The organism is Pseudomonas schmalbachii (assembly GCF_017589465.1).
In the GTDB taxonomy this organism is placed as follows: domain Bacteria; phylum Pseudomonadota; class Gammaproteobacteria; order Pseudomonadales; family Pseudomonadaceae; genus Pseudomonas; species Pseudomonas schmalbachii.
The window spans coordinates 521060-536867 of record NZ_JAELYA010000003.1; the positions used below are offsets into that span (position 1 = coordinate 521060).

Here is a 15808-nt window from a genome sequence, read left to right on the forward strand (position 1 = left end):
TCGGCAGAGTTGGCAGGAGCTTTATCGATTTTTACCGGGAAATACGGTTCAGCTCTTGTTGGCGAACGGCAGGCTGGCCAATTGATTGGTCAGGCTGTTGGCGGTGGATTGCAGGTTGCCGACCAGCGCATCCATGGCGTTGAACTGTTTCAACAGTCGCTCCTGCAGCGCGGAGATACGCCGATTGAGGTCTTCCTGCTGCTTGTCGACGCTACTCAACGTGCCCTGCAGGGCCTTGTTGCGCAGTTCGAGGACGCCGCCGGTATCGGTGTAAGGCTTGAGCTTGTTGGTCATACGGGCTGCAAGACCATTGTCGCCGGCGAACAGGGAAGCGATGTCCTCGAAGTTCTCGCTGACTGCCTTGTCCAGCTTGGTCGAGTCCAGCTCCAGCGTGCCATCCTGCTTGGTCATGATCCCCAGGTCAGCGAGCACGCGAACGCCGCCATCGCCATTGGTGGTAACCAGTTCGTTGCGCATGGTGCTGACCAGCGAGCGCACGGTGGCGTCACCCACCAGAGCGCCGGTGACCGGCGTCTTGCCCTCGCCGACGGAGGTGACCACGGTTTGTTCCTTGATGACGCCCATCAGCTTGTTGTAGGCGTCGACGAACTTCTTGATGTTGCTCTTGACGCCGCCGGTGTCGAGGCCGACATCCACGCTCAACGGCTCGCCCGCCTTGGTCAGGCTCTTGAGATTGAGGGTGACGCCTTCGATGGCGTCTTCGACGGTATTGGAGTCGCTCCTGACCAGCAGACCGTCGATGCTCAGCTCGGCGCTCCTGGCGCGACTGAGCATGCGCGGCGCCTTCGGATCGTCCGGAACCGGCGGGTCCACCACATCGGGATCGCTGGGCGCCGCACTCGGCGTGAAAGCAAGGTCTTCGAGGCTGGCACTGCCGCTGCCGTCATCACCGCTGACACTCACGGCAATGTCGTGGCCATCGCCCATCTTGCTGCTGCTCAATACCAATCGAGCACCCTGGGCATCGGTAACGATGGTGGCGCTGACGCCCTGCTCTTTGCCGGCCTTGTTGATCGCATCGCGCAGGCCCGCCAGGGTGTTGTTGCTTTCGTCCACCTCGATGGCCGGAAGCTCGGTGTCGCCGACCTTGACGGTCAGGCTGCCCTTGCCGAAGGTCGCAGCCTCGCTTCCGTTGGCGGGAATCGCCGCCAACGCCACCTTGCTGCCCTGGGCCAGCTGCTTCACTTCGACCTGATAGCTGCCCACGCCGGCCTTCGGGGTACCGGTCGCTGTCAGCACATCCGTTTTCGATGAACTGACACTGCGCCCCTGGAAGCTCTCCGGCTTGTTGAGCGAAGAAAGCGCCGTCTGGAAATCGCTGATGGCACTTTTCAAGCTGCCCAGTGCGGTGATCTTGCTGGTAGTAGCCTTGCTCAGCTTGTCGATCTGGTTCTGCTTCGGGGTTTTCTCCGCCGACACCAGCGCACTGACAATGCCGTTGATGTCGAGGCCCGAGCCCAGACCGGTGATGCTGGTCATATCCCTTCTCCGTCAAGAATCCGCACGAGTATTGCCTGCCGAGAATCAAGGGCAAGCTTCATGCCAATCATCGCCACCGCCTCAGGCGTGGGCTTCGAACATCAGGCTGCGCATATCGTCGAGCCGGGCGGCAAGTTTCAGCACATCTTCGGAAGGCATTTGCCGCACTACCTTGCCGGAATCACCGTCGATAACCTTGACCACTACCTTGCCGGAGGATTCGTCGATGCTGAAGTTGAGGTTTCGCTTGAGCGTCTGCAAAAAGGACTGGATATCGTCCACGGCTGAATCCAGTCGACTACGCGAGGCAGCGCCATCACGCGAAGACTCGCCGTCGCGGAGTGATGAATTCTGTGCTGTATCGGCGGCCGGCTTGATGCTGGCAGCACGGCTCGGCGCAACCATGGATGCGATGTTTGCAACGTCCATCTTTCACCTCGCAAAAGCCAAAAAGGAGGAAGGGTTGCCCCTTCCTCCTGTTACCCGATCAGCCGTTGGCCGGGGCTTAGCGCAGCAGGCTGAGAACCGCCTGCGGCAGCTGGTTGGCCTGGGCCAGGATCGCAGTACCGGCCTGTTGCAGCACCTGGTTCTTCGACAGGGTCGCGGTTTCCGCGGCGAAGTCGGCGTCGCGGATACGGCTACGAGCAGAGTCGACGTTCTCGGCGATGCTCTGCAGGTTGGTGATGGTGTTGTCGAAACGGTTCTGCACGGCACCGAGGCTGGAGCGGGTGCTGTCGATCTGGCCGAGGGCCGAGTCGATGATGCCGATGGCTTTCTGGGCACCGTTTACGCTGCTGATGTCGATGGACTGGACGGTGTCCATGTCGGAATTGCTACCGCCCGAGGCAAAAATAGTATCGTCGGTGTCAGCCTGAATGGTGAAGCCACCCAAGGAGGTGAGGCGAACGTCACCAGTTACCAAAGCTGCAACGTCGCCGCCCTCTGTCAGAGTAGTCACTGTACCCAGCGGGTTATCGTCGAAATCATAGGCTTGGATATCGATACTTTCGTCAGAACTACCGCTAACTGCAAAGCCGTCGATGGCGATGTTGCTGCCGTCCTTGGATTCCAGGGTAAGGCTGCCCTTGTCATCGATCTTGGCGGTAACACCAGTGGTCGAAGTCTTGGCGTTAATCGCGTCACGCAAGTTCGACAAGTTCGTAGTATCGCTGATGTTGGCGGAAATCGATGCTGTGCCAGTTCCTCCAGTCAGATCGAACGACACGTTACCGGTACTGGTCAGATTGGACATGACCACCTTGGTGTGCGCTTCAGCCTTGACACCCGTCGTGGACTCCTTGGCATTGATTGCCGCAGCTACAGCAGCAGCGCTACTTCCCTCGTCATCGTCACCTACAGCGATACCCGTAGCTTGGCCGTCCGGACCAGTGATAGTAAGGTTATTGGCCGTCATACCGTTGCCGCCGGCGCCAGCGGCCGGAAGCGCAGTATCAGCAATGATGGAACCAAATACAGTGCTGCTGTTCGCCTGCCCTTTTACCGCATGGGTGCCCAGATCGCTGGACCCCGCCGCCCCCACGGAAACACTGATGGTCTCGTGGGCGTTGGAACCGACCTGGAAGTCCACGTTGTTGAAGGAGCCATCCAGCACCTTACGACCACCGAAGGTGGTGGTGTCGGCGATACGGGTTAGCTCGTCCTGCAGGGCGCTGACTTCCTTCTGCAGTGCCTTGCGGTCAGTGGAGTCGTTGGTGCCGTTGGCCGACTGCAGCGACAGGTCGCGCATACGCTGGAGGATGTTGGTGGACTGCTGCAGGGCGCCTTCAGCGGTCTGGGCCAGGGAGATACCGTCGTTGGCGTTGCGTACCGCGACGTTCAGACCGCTGATCTGGCTGGTCATACGGTTGGAGATCTGCAGGCCGGCAGCATCGTCCTTGGCGCTGTTGATGCGGTTGCCGGTGGACAGACGTTGCAGCGAAGTGCTCAGCGCGTTGGACGAGCTGTTCAGGTTGCGCTGGGTGTTCAGGGAAGCAATGTTCGTGTTGACGGTAAGGGCCATGGTGGTCTCCTTCAGAGGTCCTGTTCGATGCCTGAGCGCGCGATATCTCGGCCTGCTTGCTCAGGTATCCCAAGAATTCGCATTCGAAGTTCTTATCGGCGCCTGTTCGTGGAGCTTTAGCGAAACTTCGCGTTTTTTCTTTCTCGCGGTCAGTTGCCTGACCGGACATACCCACAACTCCCGCAACCACACGGGAGGTACAAACACGCTATCGACAGAAGTGTCCCGGGCTTTAGCGGATATCCCGGCTGACCGACGTAGGTTGGTGCTGAACGCAGTGAAGCCCAACACCTGGCGGTGTCGGATAGCGTTGTTGGGCTTCGCAAGCTCAGCACCAACCTACGAATCGCCGCGGCTCAGCCGAGGAAGTTGAACAGGCTCAGCCCGCTGATCTTCACGTAGCTCTGCTGTGCGGCCTGGAGGATCGTCGACTGCATGGACAGGCGTGACAGTGCTTCCGCGTAGTCGAGATCCTGCAAATCGGAGATGACTCCGGTATTCACCAGCGAGACGTCGTCGATGAAGGTTTCGGTGGAGTCGATGGTGTTCAGCCGCGCACCGATCTGCCCACGCACCTTGAGTATCTGGTTGCTGGCCGCATCCAGATTGCTCAGGGCCACGCCCGTGGCATCGCGAATCGCCTTGCTGCCGCTGGGAGTGTCCGCGCCGTTCTCCAGCGCCTTGCGCAGTTCGGACACCGTATCGAGCATGCTGCGCTTCTCGTGCGCCGGATCGCGGTTGATCGTGAACTCGTCACCTGCTGCCGGTTTCCCATCGAGAATGACGCTGACGCCGCCATAGCGGATGACGTCCTTGGTCAGCTCATCGTTGTCGATGCTGCCATTGGCGAGTTGCCAGGCCGGAGGCGATGCGGGGTCGTAGGTGCTCCAATCCGGCGTGGCGTTGGCGTCGTAAATCACATAGTTGTTCGGATCGAGGAAGTGAATGCCCACTCCATCGCCGGCCGATGGAGGATTGCTCGCCGGGAAGTCGCGGTCATAGGCCAGCTTGTCGTCCACCATGCCCAACGAGATACGTCCCGTACCGGTGTTTCCAGCAACCTCGTCCGTTTTCACCCGATTCGCATTGAAGATGTTCTCGAACAGCTCCTTGCCGCTGTCGCTGATCGGCAGGAAGGTGCTGCTGGCGATCTGCACCTGGCGCTGACTTTCATCGCCCTGATAACTGTAAGTGCCATCAGGGTTGCGCACGAACGGCTGGATGTCGCCCTGGGAACCGGAGAACAGGTACTTGCCGTTGGCATCCTTGCTGTTCAGCAAGTTCAACAGTTCGTCCTCGCGCTGCGCCAGCTCGGTAGCGAGAGCCTGCTTGTCGCTGGAGTCCTGCGCACCGTTGCCGGCCTGCACGGCGATTTCCCGGACGCGCTGCAGTACGTTGCCAATCGAGGTAAGGATCGCCTCCTCGCTATTCAGGCTGTTCTTCGCCGCGGTGATGTTGGTCTTGTACTGCCCGTTGAGCGCCTGCTCCTGGCTGAGCTGCAGCAGGCGCACCGAGGCGACCGGGTCGTCCGCCGGGGTGAGCAGGCGCTTGCCGGTGCTGATCTGCTCCTGGGTGCGGGTGACGCTGGAGTAGTTGCGCTGCAGGCCGCCGACTGAGTTGTTGTAGGCCTGGATTGTGGAGATACGCATATCAGGTCCTTATTCAGCGGAAGCTGCCAAGCAGGGTGTCGAACAGCGAGCGGGCGATCTGGATCACCTGCGCCGAAGCGTTGTAGTACTGCTGGAACTGGATGAGGTTGGCCGCCTCTTCGTCGAGGCTGACGCCGGACAGCGAGTCGCGGCTGTCCTGCGCCTGCTTGAGCACGGTGGCGCTGGCGTCGGAGTTGGTGCGCACCTGCGCGGTCAGGGTGCCAACGCGCTCGACCAGGCCGCCATAGGAGGAGTTGAAGCTGGCGCCGGCGCTGCCACCCACGGTGTTCTTGCTCTGCAGTCCGGACAGTGCCAGGGCGTTGCTGTTGTCGGAGATGCCCTTGCTGTTGAAACCGAGGCTGAAGCTGTCGCCGGCCTGCGGCACGCCGCTCAGGGTGAATTCATAGCTGTAGCTGTTGCCGGTTCCCGGATCGGTGTAATCCAGGCGCAGGGTATTGGTCTGGCCCGGCACCAGATTGCTCGTGGAGGGCGAGAGATAGCTGAGGGTCGCACCAGGCGGCAGAGTGCCGCCCACGGTGTTGCTGGCGCTGTCGAAGCTCAGCGACAGGCCGCTGCCGAACAGACTCTGCAGTTCGCCAACCACCACCGGCGACGGACCGCCGACCAGCTTTGGCTGGCCGATGCTGCCAGTGCCGCGATTGTTGGTGGTGCTTTCCGCACGCGCGGTGCCGGCAAATGCCAGTTGCTCGGCCTTGAGCAGTGTATTGCGGATATCCCCGGCGCCGCTGCGAGTCGGCTGCAGGGTGAAGCGGTTGCCAGCCGCCGGCAGCGTGTCGAGGGTCATCTCGAAGCCCTGCCCTTCCCCTTTCGAATCGGCAAAGCTCAGGGTGTACGGGCCGGTGCCACTCACCGTCACGCTGATCGACTCACCGTCGCTCAGCCGCCGCGCGGTGAAGTTGGTGCCGTCGAAATCCAGCCGGTAGTCGCTGGGATTCAGCTTGCCGGTATCGGTGATCTGCAGGTTCGTCTTCACCGTGCCGATATTGCCGCTCCGCTCCAGCACGCGCAGGGCGGTGATGCTCGGGTCGTTGATGTCGCCGAACAGCATGCCGCCGGCCTGTCCGGACAGGTCCAGGCCCTGGCCGAGTTGGCGATTGACCGCATCGGCGAACGTCAGGGCGATCTGTCCGAGCTTGTTGTAGGAGCTGTCCAGCACGGTGTCGCGATAGGCCAGCAGGCCGCCCATCTGCCCACCGGAAATCTGCGGCGTGATGGTCTGGGTGACGCTGCCGCTGACCAGTTGGATCTGGTGGCGGCTCGGATCATCGGCACCCGGCACCACCTGCAGCGTCGACACCTTGTTGCCGACCACCAGCGGCTGGCCGGTGCCGATGAAGAGGCTGAGCGAGGTGTCGTCCTGCTGCACCACCTGCACACCGACCAGTTGCGAGAGCTGGCGGATGGCTTCGTCGCGGGCATCCAGCAGGTCGTTCGGCTTCACGCCGGAGCCCGTCGACTTCTGGATCGCGTCGTTATAGCCGGCGACGGTATTGGCCAGCGAATTGATCTGGCTGGCCAGCGAACCGAGCTGCTGGTTGATCAGGCCGTTCTGCTTGTCCAGTTGGTCGTACAGCGTGTTGAACGACTTCGACAGCCCCTGCGCCTCGGCCAACAGCGCTTCGCGGCCTTCGCTGGCGGACGGGTTGGAGGAAGCGGTCTGCAATGCGGTGAAGAATTTCTGCAGCGCCGGACTTATGCCGGTGGTGGTGTCGGACAGCAGCGCGTCGAGCTGTTCGATCTGCCCCTTGAACGCATCCAGCTCGTTGCTCTGGCTGGTCGCCGTGCGCACCTGCGCGGTGAGGAAGTCGCTGGCCAGCCGGCGGACGTCGGCCACCTGGGTGCCGGTGCCGACATAACCGTAGCCGGCGAACTGCGGGATGCTGGTCTGCTGGATCGCCTGCTGCCGGGAGTAGCCCGGTGTGTTGACGTTGCTGATGTTGTGGCCGGTGGCGGTCAGCGAGGTCTGGGTGGCGCGCAGGCCGGATAGAGCGATGGAAAGCAAACTCATGTTCTGTCCTTAGAGGGTCCGGGTCGGGCTGTCGGCCATGGCGACGGCCTGGTAGACCTGCATCTGCTTGGCGATCTGGTTGACCTTGCGTGCGTACTGCGGGTCGGTGGCGTAGCCGGCCTGCTGCAGTTCCTTCATGAACTGATCGGGGCGCGCGGCGGAGTCGAGGGCGTCCTGGTAACGGTCGTTGTTCTGCAGGAAGCTGACGTAGTCGTGGAAGCTCTGCTCGAACGAGTCGTAGGCACGGAACGACGCAACCTCGCGCACCTTCCGACCGTTCTCGTATTCGCTGGTGAGCGATTTCGCGGAGTCGCCCTTCCAGCTCGCGCCGGCCTTGATGCCGAACAGGTTGTGGCCGCTGCTGCCGTCATTGCGGACGATCAGCGACTTGCCCCAGCCGGTTTCCAGCGCGGCCTGCGCCACCAGATAGCGCGGGTCGACGCCGATGCGTTTGGCGGCGCGCTCGGCCATCGGCAGCATGGCGGCGACGAACTCGTCACGGGAGGCGAACATCCGCTGGCCCGGCTTCCGCACGGCACGGCGTTCGCTGACAGCGGCCACGTCGTACTGGCGATCCTTGCGCCAATCGTCCCGGGCGAGCGGCTTGCCTTCCCCTGCGTTGCTGACGGTCGGCGTGATGCCGGCCAGTTGACGATCCTTCAGCTTGCCCGGCAGCGCCAGGCGGCGGGAGTTCAGCGCCTTGCTGTCGTCGCGGCCCGCTTCCGGTTGCGGCAAGCTCTTGCCGCTCGCCTGCGCCACGGCATGGTTGTTCTGCACCTGGGCGAACGGGTTGCCGCCATTGGACTTCACGCCCTGCATCTGCTGCATCTGCCGCACCATGACGTCGGCGATGCCGATGCCGTGGCCGTCGCGGGACAGCGACACGGACAGCTGCTGGTCGTACATGTCCTGGTATTGCTTGCTGGTTTCGCTGTTCAGGTAGTTGTCCTTGGCGAACACCTCGTTGGCCGAGCGCATCGTCTTGAGCATCTCGTTGAGGAACAGCGATTCGAATTCCTGGGCGACCTTGCGGATGTTGCCTTCGCTGTTGCGGTCGCCGTGCTTCAACTGGTTGAGGCGGTTGAGGTCGGTGTAGGCGCCGCTGTCGACGGCGGCCTTGGCGTTGAAGAGTCGTGCGTCCATGGCGGCCTCAGATCACGATCAGCTCGGCCTGCAGTGCGCCGGCCTGTTTCAGGGCTTCGAGGATCGCCATCAGGTCGCCGGGCGCCGCGCCGACCTGGTTCACCGCGCGGACGATATCGTCCAGCGAGGTGCCCGGGCCGAACTTGAACATCGGCCGGGCTTCCTGCTCGGCATTCACCCGCGAGCGCGGCACCACGGCGGTCTGGCCGTTGGAGAAGGGCTGCGGCTGGCTGACGATGGGGTCTTCGGTGATGGTCACGGTGAGGCTGCCGTGGGTGACGGCGGCCGGCGACACGCGCACGTTCTGGCCGATGACGATGGTGCCGGTGCGCGAGTTGATGATGACCTTGGCCACCGCCTCGCCCGCTTTCACTTCGAGGTTTTCCAGCACCGACATGTAGTCGACCCGCTGGCTCGGATCGAGCGGCGCGCTGACCCGCACCGAGCCGCCGTCGATGGCCTGCGCCACGCCCGGGCCGAGCAGGTCGTTGATGCGGTCGACGATATGCTTGGCGGTGGTGAAGTCCGGGCGGTTGAGGTTGAGGGTCAGGCTATTGCCCTGGTCGAAACCGCTCGGCACCGCGCGCTCGACGGTGGCGCCGGAGGGAATGCGTCCGGCGGACGGCACGTTGACGGTGATCTTCGAACCGTCGCGGCCCTCGGCATCGAAGCCGCCGACGACGAGGTTGCCCTGGGCGATGGCGTAGGTCTGGCCGTCGATACCCTTCAGTTGGGTCATCAGCAGGCTGCCGCCGCGCAGGCTCTTGGCGTTGCCGATGGACGACACGGTGATATCGATGGCCTGCCCCGGTTTGGCGAAGGGCGGCAGGTCGGCGTGCACGGAAACCGCGGCGACATTCTTCAGCTGCACGTTGCCCATGTTCGGTGGCACCCGGATGCCGAACTGCGCGAGCATGTTGTTGAAGGTCTGCAGGGTGAACGGCGTCTGGGTGGTCTGGTCGCCGGTGCCGTTGAGGCCGACCACCAGGCCGTAGCCGATCAGTTGGTTGTTGCGCACACCCTGGATGGTGGCGATGTCCTTCAGGCGTTCGGCGTGGGCAGGGAGGCAAAGCAGCAAGCACAGCAGCGCCATCCCGTAGGAGCGGGCCATGCCCGCGATCCTGCCGATGGTTTCGCGGGCATGGCCCGCTCCTACGATGGTGGTCATCCGCATCGCCCCTGTCAGAACGGCCACATCGGGCTGAGGAAGAAGCGGTCCAGCCAACCCGGCTGGCTCGCATCGGCGAAGGCGCCGGTGCCGGAATAGGTGATGCGCGCATCGGCCACGCGGGTCGAGGGCACGGTGTTGTCGGTGGCGATATCGTCGGAGCGGACCAGACCGGCGATGCGCACCAGCTCGTTGCCGGTATTCAGGGTCATCCACTTCTCGCCGCGCACGGAGAGGATGCCGTTGGGCATCACTTCGGCCACGGTGACGGTGATCGAGCCGGTCAGGCTGTTGCTCTGCGCCGCCTGGCTGTCGCCCTTGGCATCACGCGAGCCGGCGTACTCGGCATCCAGCGTGAGGTTGCCGCCGGTGATCGGGTTCTTGGTCGACACCCCGCCGCCGAACAGCGAGGTCAGGCTCATGTTGGTCTTGCTGTCCTTCTGTATGTCGGAATTGGCCTTCTTGCTCGCCTGGGTCTTCTCGTTGAGCGTGATGGTGATGATGTCGCCCACGCGGAAGGCCTTGCGGTCGCTGTAGTAGTTGTTCTCGAAACCGGCCTGGTAGATCGAACCGTTGTTCTGCGCTGTCGGCAGCGGCGTGCGCGGCAGGACCGGGGCGTAGTACGGATCATCCGGCTTCGGCGGAGGATTGACGCACCCGGCCAGCGCAGCGACGGCCAGCAGCGGAAGAAGGTGGAAACGGTTCATGCAACTACCTCATGGGAGCGGACGGCTCCGCGTTACGCATCAAAGGTTCTGGGTGACGAAGGACAGCATCTGGTCCGCGGTGGAAATCACCTTGGAGTTCATCTCGTAGGCGCGCTGGGTGGTGATCATGTTCACCATCTCCTCGACCACGCTGACGTTGGAGTTCTCCAGGGTGTTCTGCTGCACGGTGCCGAGACCGTTCAGGCCCGGGGTACCGACCTGCGGCGCGCCGCTGGAGGCGGTTTCGAGGAACAGGTTGTTGCCCATCGCCTGCAGGCCGGCGGGGTTGATGAAATCGGCGGTCTGCAGGTTGCCGATGATCTGCGGCTGCGGGTTGCCGGCGGTGGTCACGGAGACGGTACCGTCCTGGCCGACAGTGAAGGTCTGGGTCTCGGCAGGCACGACGACGGCGGGCTCCAGGGCATAGCCATTGGAGGTGACGATCTGCCCGTCGGAGTTCAGGTGGAAGCTGCCGTCACGGCTGTAGGCGACGGTGCCGTCCGGCATCAGCACCTGGAAGAAGCCGCGGCCGTTCACCGCCAGGTCCAGCGGGTTGTCGGTCGTCTGCAGGCTGCCGGCAGTGAAGTTTTTCTGCGTGCCGACGACGCGCACACCGGTACCCAGTTGCAGGCCAGACGGCAACTGGCTGTCCTGGCTGGACTGCGCGCCGGGCTGGCGATTGATCTGGTACAGCAGGTCCTGGAACTCCGCACGGTCGCGCTTGAAGCCGGTGGTGGAGACGTTGGCCAGGTTGTTGGAAATGGTGGTCAGGTTCATGTCCTGGGCGGCCAAACCCGTCTTGCTGACCCACAGTGCCGGAAGCATCGTTGCTCTCCTTTAGCCTGACGCCGGATTCATGGCGCCATGGACTGGTTGATTAGGCGAATTGCAAAACCCGAGCCATGGCCGCCGAGTCGTCCTCGGCGGTGCGCATCATCTTCACGTGCAGCTCGAACTGGCGGGACAACGCGAGGATCGAGGTCATCTCTTCCACCGCGTTGACGTTGCTCGATTCGAGGAAACCGGATTGCAGCTTGGCGTCGGCATCGGCCAGCGGCGCCTGCTGGCCGGGCTGGGTCTTGAAGCGGATCAGGCCGTCGGTACCCTTCTCCAGCTGCTTCGGGTCCGGGGTGACCAGCTTGATGCGGTCCACCTCGGCCATGGCGCTGGGGTTCTCGCCCAGGCCGCGGATGCTGATGGTGCCGTCCTCGCCGATCTCGATCTTTTCCTGCGGCGGCACGGCGATCGGCCCGCCATTGCCGATCACCGGCAAACCGTCGCCGGTGCGCAGCTGGCCGAGGGCGTCGACCTCCAGGCTGCCGGTGCGCACATAGGCTTCGCTGCCATCCGGCGCCTGCACGGCGATCCAGGCATCGCCCTTGGCGGCGACGTCGAGATCACGGCCAGTGGCCTGCAGGCTGCCGGCAGAAAAGTCGGTGCCGGGACGCTCGGTCATGGCGTATACGCGCGCCGGGAAGCTGTCGCCGAACACCTGCATCGAGCGCGCCTGCTCGAAGTCGCGCCGGAAGCCGCTGGTAGAGATGTTCGCCAGGTTGTTGGCGTGGGCGCGCATGGCCAGGGTGTTCTGGCTCGCTCCACTCATCGACACGTACAGCATCTTGTCCACGGCAATACTCCGGCGCTTTTTGATTCACTGGAGCTGCTTGAGCAAGGGCTGTGCCAAATCTCTAATTGACTGATTTACAAGGACTTATAAAAACAAAAGGCTCCCGAAGGAGCCTTGGTTTTCCGCAGGGCGGCGAGAGGCTGCCGCCTGCGGCAATGAGCGTTGCCGCCCCTGCGAATGTCATCACGCATGTTGGGCTTCGCCCCGTAGGTTGGCGCTGAGCCTGCGAAGCCCAACGGTGCCATGGTTAAGCAGGTGTTGGGCTTCGTGCCTCAGCCCAACCTACGGACCGTCAACGCAGGTTGATGATGGTGTCGGAAATCGTGCTCTCGGTCTGGATGGTCTTGGCGTTCGCCTGGTAGTTGCGCTGGGCGACGATCAGGTTGACCAGTTGCGCGGTGAGGTCGACGTTGGATTCCTCCAGCGCGCCGGAGCTTACCGAACCCAGGGTGCCCGAGGTCGGCGTGCCGATCACCGCTTCGCCGGAGGAAAGGGTCTGTTTCCAGGCGGTGTTGCCGACCGGAGTCAGACCCTGGGCATTGGCGAAGCTGGCGAGGATCACCTGGCCGATGGGCTTGGACTGGCCGTTGGTATAGGTCGCGTAGATCTGCCCGTCCTGGGCAATGGACAGTCCGGACATCTGCCCGGTGGCGTAGCCGTCCTGGGAGAGCGCCGTAACCGCGAAGGCGGTGTTGGTCTGGCTGGTCTTGGTCATGTCGATGCGCATCCCGCCCACGGCAGCAGTGGCGCCATTCGGCCCCCAGGTGACCGGAGTGCTTTTCGGATCGGTGATTGCCGCCGGCACCCAGCCATTCAGGGTCAGGGTGTTGTCGGGATTCAGCGAAAGGCCTGCAGTGGTGCTGGGCGTAGTCGGCGCGATGGCGGTGAGCTGGCCAGCGCCGTTGAAGGTCAGCGACGTCTGCAGTGCGGTGGTGCTGGTCGGGTCGATGGGGGAGCGACCATCGACCAGGGTGTACATGCTCCACTGGTTGCTGGCGTCCTTGACGAAGTAGTTCGTCATGGTGTGCGAGTTGCCCTGGGAGTCGTAGATATCCACCGAGGTCGACCAGTTGTAGGTGCTGGCGTCACCGGCGTCGAACGGCGAGATGGTCGGCGTGGTGGCCGCGGAATTCAGGCTCAGGGTCGAGGTGATCGAGGTACTGGCGTTGGGCAACTGGTTGGTGGTGTCGACGCGCAGGTCGCCGATCACACCATTGACGATGGCGCCAGTACCGTTGACGCCATAGCCCTGCAGGCGATTGCCGGAGTTGTCGATGATGAAGCCGTTGGAATCGGTACGGAACACGCCGGCGCGTGTGTACTGGCGGGCTCCGTTGTCGCTGACCATGAAGAAGCCATTGCCGTTGATGGCCAGGTCCAGGCTGTTGCCGGTGCTGGTGATGTTCCCCTGGCTGAACTGCTGGGCGATGCTCTGGGTGACTACCCCGCTGCCCACGGAGTTGCGGCCGTTGCCGAACATGGAGATAGCGTAGAGATCGCCGAACTCGGTGCGCGACGACTTGAAGCCGGTGGTGCCGACGTTGGCGATGTTGTTGCCGGTCACGTTGAGGTCGGTGCTCGCAGCGTTCAGACCACTCAGTGCGGTGTTGAAAGACATGGGTAATCTCCTTTTACGGCATCACTTGCCGATGGTCTGTACGCTTGAAGCCCTCACGCTGCCGATGCCGGCAAGGTTGAGGGTCATCCCTTCGCCGTTCTGCCCCAGCGTCACGCTGTTGACGGTCGCCGGCAGGTAGGTGGCGAGGTCGATGTTGGTCCCGCCAAAGCTGCCGGACGCCTTGAACTTGTAGGTGCCGCTGGCGACAAAATTGCCGTCCTCGTCCTTGCCGTCCCACTTGAAGTCGACATTGCCGCCCTTCTGCGTGCCGAGGTCGATGGTGCGCACCAGCTCGCCGGAGTCGTCGTAGATCTTCACCTGGACACCGTCACCGGACATCGGCATCGCCAGGCTGCCGTCCAGCGTCGCGCCGCTTTCCAGTTGCGCCTTGTCGGAGGCGACGATCACCGAGCGGCCAACCAGCGACGAAGCCTGCAGCGCCTGCGAGGACTGGAACGAGGAGTAGAACGAGCCAAGGGTGCCGTCGAGGTTCTGCATGCTCTCCAGGCTGCTGAACTGCGCCAACTGCGAGACGAACGCGGTGTTGTCCTGCGGCTCCAGCGGGTTCTGGTTGTTCATCTGGGTGACCAGCAACTGCAGGAAGGAATCCTTGCCGAGGCTGTTGGTGCCGGTGTCGGCATTCGATCCGGCGGAGCGCGAGCCATTCAGGCTGGACAGGATCGCGCTCGATGCACTGCTGTTATCTACGTTCATGCTGAATCCTTTCGGCTTACTGACCCAGGGTCAGGACCTTCTGCATCATCTGCTTGGCGGTGTTCATCATTTCCGCGTTGGTCTGGAACGAGCGGCTGGCGGAGATCATGTTGGCCATCTCCTCCACTACGTTGACGTTCGGGTAGAACACGTAACCGTCGGCGTTCGCCGCCGGATGGTTCGGCTCGTAGCGCGGCACCAGCGGACTCTGATCCTCGATCACGCCGAGCACCTGCACGCCATTGCCGGACTCGTCACCATCGGCGAACAGCGAACCCTGCCCGCCCTGCGCCTGCTGCAGCATGGTGGCGAACACCGGGTGCCGGGCTCGGTAGGTCTGGTCGACACTGGAGGACACTGTCTCGGCGTTGGCGATGTTGCTGGCGGTGGTGTTCAGACGGGTGGTCTGGGCACTCATGCCGGTACCGGCGATGTTGAAGACACTGGCTAGCGACATGGCGATCACTCCCCGCGCAGGGCGCTCATCAGCCCTTTGAACTTGTTGTTGAGGAAGGTGAAGCTGGCCTGGAACTGCACGGAGTTCTCGGCATAGTTGGACTGTTCGATCTGCTCGTCGACGGTGTTCTGGTCAATGGAGGCCTGGAACGGGATGCGGTACTTCAGCGCGTCATCGCCCATGCCGAAGCCGTCGGCAGCAATGTGGCGGGCGCTGGTACGTGTAGCGGCGAAGGTGCCGTGCTTCGACTTGTCGACCTGAGCAGCCAGCACGGAGGCGAAATCCAGATCGCGCGCCTTGTAGTTCGGCGTATCGGCGTTGGCCAGGTTGTTGGCCAGCACCTCTGCCCGCTGGGAGCGGAAGCTGAGGGCTTGTTGATGGATGCCGAGGGCTTTGTCGAAGCTGATGCTCATGGTCACTAACCTTTGCCGATATGGGCTTTCCATTACTTCAGCAAAGTGCGTGCCATCAATTAAATTACTTATAAATCAATGAGTTGGTTGAAAATTGCATCCATGCCAAGCGGCAAGCGGCAAAGCCTTACCGCCACGCGGCAACGCGAATCTGCCACCGGCAACTTCGACGAAATGACATTTCGATGACAGCCTACGCAACTACGTGGCTGGGCCAGAACTCGCGTAGGTTGGTGCTGAACGCAGTGAAGCCCAACGATGGCGATGTTGGGCTTCGCGTTGCTCAGCACCAACCTACGGTGGGCATTGCAGCCCGCGAATGACAATGGCGCGAACCGTGGGCTTTCCCGCGCGCAAAAGCAAAACCCCCGGTCATTGCTGACCAGGGGTTTCGGGATAGGTGCTTGACGATGACCTACTCTCACATGGGGAGACCCCACACTACCATCGGCGATGCGTCGTTTCACTGCTGAGTTCGGGATGGGATCAGGTGGTTCCAACGCTCTATGGTCGTCAAGCAATTCTTTCGGATGCCCGCTTTCGCGTTCACCCCAATTCGGGTATGTGATCGTTCGGTGTCATTTGCGGTTCTCACGAACTTTCGGTTCGTCGACTTCACCACTACACCGCAATCGTCAGATTGCTTGGGTGTTATATGGTCAAGCCTCACGGGCAATTAGTATCGGTTAGCTCAACGCCTCACAGCGCTTACACACCCGACCTATCAACGTCGTAGTCTTCGACGGCCCTTCAGGGGACTCAA

Annotated in this window: 14 protein-coding genes and 2 rRNA genes; all 16 read right to left on the bottom strand. The window is 62.5% G+C overall.

Features of this window, described 5'->3' with window-relative positions:
• Positions 1-48 precede the first annotated feature (48 nt).
• Positions 49-1500, bottom strand: coding sequence for a flagellar filament capping protein FliD (gene fliD, locus JFY56_RS11175; protein ID WP_208313727.1), 1452 nt, complete (start codon positions 1498-1500; stop codon positions 49-51).
• An 81-nt stretch (positions 1501-1581) separates the two neighbouring features.
• On the bottom strand, positions 1582-1929 hold the full coding sequence (locus JFY56_RS11180) for a flagellar protein FlaG (protein ID WP_208313728.1): 348 nt from the start codon (positions 1927-1929) through the stop codon (positions 1582-1584).
• 76 nt (positions 1930-2005) lie between these two features.
• The gene (locus JFY56_RS11185; RefSeq protein ID WP_208313729.1) at positions 2006-3520 is read right to left on the bottom strand and encodes a flagellin; all 1515 of its coding nucleotides are present in this window, start codon (positions 3518-3520) and stop codon (positions 2006-2008) included.
• Between the two features lie 356 nt (positions 3521-3876).
• Positions 3877-5169 (bottom strand): flagellar hook-associated protein FlgL, encoded by a 1293-nt coding sequence (gene flgL / locus JFY56_RS11190; RefSeq protein ID WP_208313730.1) that lies wholly within the window; start codon positions 5167-5169, stop codon positions 3877-3879.
• A gap of 13 nt (positions 5170-5182) precedes the next feature.
• Positions 5183-7198, bottom strand: coding sequence for a flagellar hook-associated protein FlgK (gene flgK / locus JFY56_RS11195; RefSeq protein WP_208313731.1), 2016 nt, complete (start codon positions 7196-7198; stop codon positions 5183-5185).
• 9 nt (positions 7199-7207) lie between these two features.
• On the bottom strand, positions 7208-8341 hold the full coding sequence (flgJ, locus tag JFY56_RS11200) for a flagellar assembly peptidoglycan hydrolase FlgJ (protein ID WP_208313732.1): 1134 nt from the start codon (positions 8339-8341) through the stop codon (positions 7208-7210).
• 7 nt (positions 8342-8348) lie between these two features.
• The gene (locus tag JFY56_RS11205) at positions 8349-9452 is read right to left on the bottom strand and encodes a flagellar basal body P-ring protein FlgI (protein ID WP_208313759.1); all 1104 of its coding nucleotides are present in this window, start codon (positions 9450-9452) and stop codon (positions 8349-8351) included.
• A 71-nt stretch (positions 9453-9523) separates the two neighbouring features.
• The gene (gene flgH, locus JFY56_RS11210) at positions 9524-10216 is read right to left on the bottom strand and encodes a flagellar basal body L-ring protein FlgH (RefSeq protein ID WP_208313733.1); all 693 of its coding nucleotides are present in this window, start codon (positions 10214-10216) and stop codon (positions 9524-9526) included.
• Between the two features lie 39 nt (positions 10217-10255).
• Positions 10256-11041 carry a flagellar basal-body rod protein FlgG gene (gene flgG, locus JFY56_RS11215; protein ID WP_084311364.1) on the bottom strand — a complete coding sequence of 262 codons (786 nt, stop codon included), beginning with the start codon at positions 11039-11041 and terminating at the stop codon, positions 10256-10258.
• Positions 11042-11093: 52 nt separating this feature from the next.
• A complete protein-coding gene (gene flgF, locus JFY56_RS11220) occupies positions 11094-11843 on the bottom strand; it encodes a flagellar basal-body rod protein FlgF (protein WP_208313734.1) in 750 nt (249 codons plus the stop codon).
• Between the two features lie 292 nt (positions 11844-12135).
• Positions 12136-13461, bottom strand: a complete 1326-nt coding sequence (flgE, locus tag JFY56_RS11225; RefSeq protein ID WP_208313735.1) for a flagellar hook protein FlgE — start codon at positions 13459-13461, stop codon at positions 12136-12138.
• A 21-nt stretch (positions 13462-13482) separates the two neighbouring features.
• The gene (flgD, locus tag JFY56_RS11230; protein ID WP_208313736.1) at positions 13483-14175 is read right to left on the bottom strand and encodes a flagellar hook assembly protein FlgD; all 693 of its coding nucleotides are present in this window, start codon (positions 14173-14175) and stop codon (positions 13483-13485) included.
• Positions 14176-14191: 16 nt separating this feature from the next.
• Complete coding sequence (flgC, locus tag JFY56_RS11235; RefSeq protein WP_208313737.1) at positions 14192-14632, bottom strand: flagellar basal body rod protein FlgC; 441 nt, start codon at positions 14630-14632, stop codon at positions 14192-14194.
• 5 nt (positions 14633-14637) lie between these two features.
• On the bottom strand, positions 14638-15045 hold the full coding sequence (gene flgB / locus JFY56_RS11240) for a flagellar basal body rod protein FlgB (protein ID WP_208313738.1): 408 nt from the start codon (positions 15043-15045) through the stop codon (positions 14638-14640).
• A 402-nt stretch (positions 15046-15447) separates the two neighbouring features.
• Positions 15448-15563: ribosomal RNA gene (rrf, locus tag JFY56_RS11245) — 5S ribosomal RNA — on the bottom strand.
• 137 nt (positions 15564-15700) lie between these two features.
• Positions 15701-15808 (bottom strand): 23S ribosomal RNA (locus JFY56_RS11250); the annotation flags it as partial.

Excerpts from the sequence above, each read along its gene's own strand:
- JFY56_RS11185 (WP_208313729.1), bottom strand. The coding sequence starts at position 3,520 with ATGGCCCTTACCGTCAACACGAACATTGCTTCCCTGAACACCCAGCGC.
- flgH (WP_208313733.1), bottom strand. The coding sequence starts at position 10,216 with ATGAACCGTTTCCACCTTCTTCCGCTGCTGGCCGTCGCTGCGCTGGCC.
- flgK (WP_208313731.1), bottom strand. The coding sequence starts at position 7,198 with ATGAGTTTGCTTTCCATCGCTCTATCCGGCCTGCGCGCCACCCAGACC.
- flgB (WP_208313738.1), bottom strand. The coding sequence starts at position 15,045 with ATGAGCATCAGCTTCGACAAAGCCCTCGGCATCCATCAACAAGCCCTC.
- JFY56_RS11180 (WP_208313728.1), bottom strand. The coding sequence starts at position 1,929 with ATGGACGTTGCAAACATCGCATCCATGGTTGCGCCGAGCCGTGCTGCC.
- flgG (WP_084311364.1), bottom strand. The coding sequence starts at position 11,041 with ATGCTTCCGGCACTGTGGGTCAGCAAGACGGGTTTGGCCGCCCAGGAC.
- fliD (WP_208313727.1), bottom strand. The coding sequence starts at position 1,500 with ATGACCAGCATCACCGGTCTGGGCTCGGGCCTCGACATCAACGGCATT.
- flgC (WP_208313737.1), bottom strand. The coding sequence starts at position 14,632 with ATGTCGCTAGCCAGTGTCTTCAACATCGCCGGTACCGGCATGAGTGCC.
- flgD (WP_208313736.1), bottom strand. The coding sequence starts at position 14,175 with ATGAACGTAGATAACAGCAGTGCATCGAGCGCGATCCTGTCCAGCCTG.
- flgJ (WP_208313732.1), bottom strand. The coding sequence starts at position 8,341 with ATGGACGCACGACTCTTCAACGCCAAGGCCGCCGTCGACAGCGGCGCC.
- flgL (WP_208313730.1), bottom strand. The coding sequence starts at position 5,169 with ATGCGTATCTCCACAATCCAGGCCTACAACAACTCAGTCGGCGGCCTG.
- JFY56_RS11205 (WP_208313759.1), bottom strand. The coding sequence starts at position 9,452 with ATGGCCCGCTCCTACGGGATGGCGCTGCTGTGCTTGCTGCTTTGCCTC.
- flgE (WP_208313735.1), bottom strand. The coding sequence starts at position 13,461 with ATGTCTTTCAACACCGCACTGAGTGGTCTGAACGCTGCGAGCACCGAC.